Origin of the sequence: Gilliamella sp. Choc5-1, assembly GCF_001690595.1 — a bacterium.
Lineage (GTDB): Bacteria > Pseudomonadota > Gammaproteobacteria > Enterobacterales > Orbaceae > Gilliamella > Gilliamella apicola_M.
In genome coordinates this window covers 1-1,923 of record NZ_LZHH01000070.1, presented here as the reverse complement: position 1 = coordinate 1,923, position 1,923 = coordinate 1, and the positions used below count along the sequence as shown (strand labels likewise).

Genomic DNA, 1,923 nt, shown 5'->3' with positions numbered 1-1,923 from the left:
TCACTAAAAAAGGTCAGGCGGTTGCCTGTAATGCCATAATACTGTATTTTTAAGTTTGCATAAAAAAGCAGAAAAGTAGATAACTCTTTTCTGCTTATCATCCTAGCGAACATCCTAACCATTCTTTTTATAGTAGCGATATAATCTGATGGATAAAATGATTAAAGATCGATAAATGGGAATGTTTCCCTGAACAATTTTTCGATTTCTGGGTGTTTTTTTAAGGCTTCTAATGCTTGTTCTTCATTAAAAGATACATCGTCTTTGCGTAACTTTCGACCTCTCCTTACTCTTATACCATAAACAGCCCTACCTTGCGCTTTCGTACGCCTCCAATAAGGAAAAAATCCAAGCAAACGATCTAACTCAGTAATTGTTCCATTAAAATCAATCAAATCAAAAATATAATCCGGTAAATCGCTTACTTCATTTTCGCCAATGACTTTTTCGGCCCAACGATTGACCTCATCCATATTGATAACGCCACATAATAAACAACAAACTACAAAACCAATAGTCTGATCATTGCCTTTTACTAATCCTAACATATTTATTTCCCCTTAGATGCAGAAATTACACTTAAAATAATGTTCACAATCGCTTGGTAAGAAGATTTAATAAAATTATTTTAAATTGTCTGCGATGTATTGTGTTAAAGCATTAAGATCATCAAATGCAATTGGGCCAAACTCTGGTTCATATTTTGCTAAATACTCTTCAGATACTAATCCATTCTTTTCAGCTAAAGCTGTTACTTCCCTAACTCTTAATGGTCTTATAACCCAGTTAGTTCCCTGTAATGGTTCTCGTTTATGTTTATGAAGTTCCCATTTAATAAAACCACGATAGTTATTTATAAGAAATTTTAATTTATTAATAATTTCTTCCGATTCATTTTCAAACCGAAATGCGACAAATGGAGGTATATCTGAACAATCTTTTTTTTCTAATCGATTATTAATTCTTATCTGTGGATATCTCTGATTATAGCGTCTCCACTCAAGAGGACTAACCGCTTCAATTATATTTAATAATTCACCTTCACTATCGGATATTTTATATATAGACATATTATTTTTTCCCATTTAAACCATATAATTTGTTAGAAATTATAACTCCATCAGGATTGATCGCTTTTATGTGTTTTTTCCAGTCGCCCTTTGGTATTGGTTGTGATGACAAACGAATGTCATAAATGTATTTATTATCGGTATAAACTTGGTGATAATATTGACCAATTTCAATTCTTCCATTTTCAAAAACATTCAATTGACCTTTATTTTTGGGGCGAACTTCAATAATTTTTCCTTTACCATCAGCAATATTTAGAAGTTTTTCTGCAATTTCAGAGCAATCCAGACCACTACATTTTGCCATATTTTTAAATTTATCACTTTTAAGGGCATCAGTTACAGTTTGATTAGGAGGAAAATCAGCATTTGGTAGTCTAACTAGCCTATCTAAACCTTCTATTGTTTCAGTGGCTGTATCATTAACCTTTTTTCCAACAATTCCTTCAAACCCATTATTTTCAACTTTAATTAACCCTAACGGATCAACCCAATTTATCGGATCACTACCGGCATATTGGTAACTATTTAGTCCGCCTAGTATACCGAGCGGATCTTGGGTGATATATCTGCCTGTAAATGGGTCGTAATAGCGATTAATATTATAATGTAAACCTGTCTCCTCATCAAAATATTGTCCTTGAAATCTGAGTGGATTGACGGGTTTAATATTATTTTCAGCTTGTGGCCAGTGTTCATAGGTGATTTCGCCATAGGCGCTGTATTCGCATTCATAGACAGTGTCGCCAAGGCTGTCTGTAAGGCGATGAGGAGTGCCTAAGTAGTTATTTTGATACCAGTAGGTTTTTAACTTTTCTGACTGTCCTGCTTTTCCAAGGATTTGGGCAAGGGG

3 protein-coding genes are annotated in these 1,923 nt (G+C 33.8%); all 3 read right to left on the bottom strand.

Going from position 1 to position 1,923, the window contains the following annotated elements:
- Nucleotides 1–161: 161 nt before the first annotated feature.
- A complete protein-coding gene (locus tag A9G35_RS06400) occupies nucleotides 162–548 on the bottom strand; it encodes a hypothetical protein (protein ID WP_065636153.1) in 387 nt (128 codons plus the stop codon).
- 75 nt (nucleotides 549–623) lie between these two features.
- Nucleotides 624–1,070, bottom strand: a complete 447-nt coding sequence (locus tag A9G35_RS06395; protein WP_141673807.1) for a hypothetical protein — start codon at nucleotides 1,068–1,070, stop codon at nucleotides 624–626.
- Between the two features lies 1 nt (nucleotide 1,071).
- Nucleotides 1,072–1,923: RHS repeat domain-containing protein (locus tag A9G35_RS06390; RefSeq protein ID WP_176701399.1), on the bottom strand; the 852-nt coding region annotated here is incomplete at its 5' end.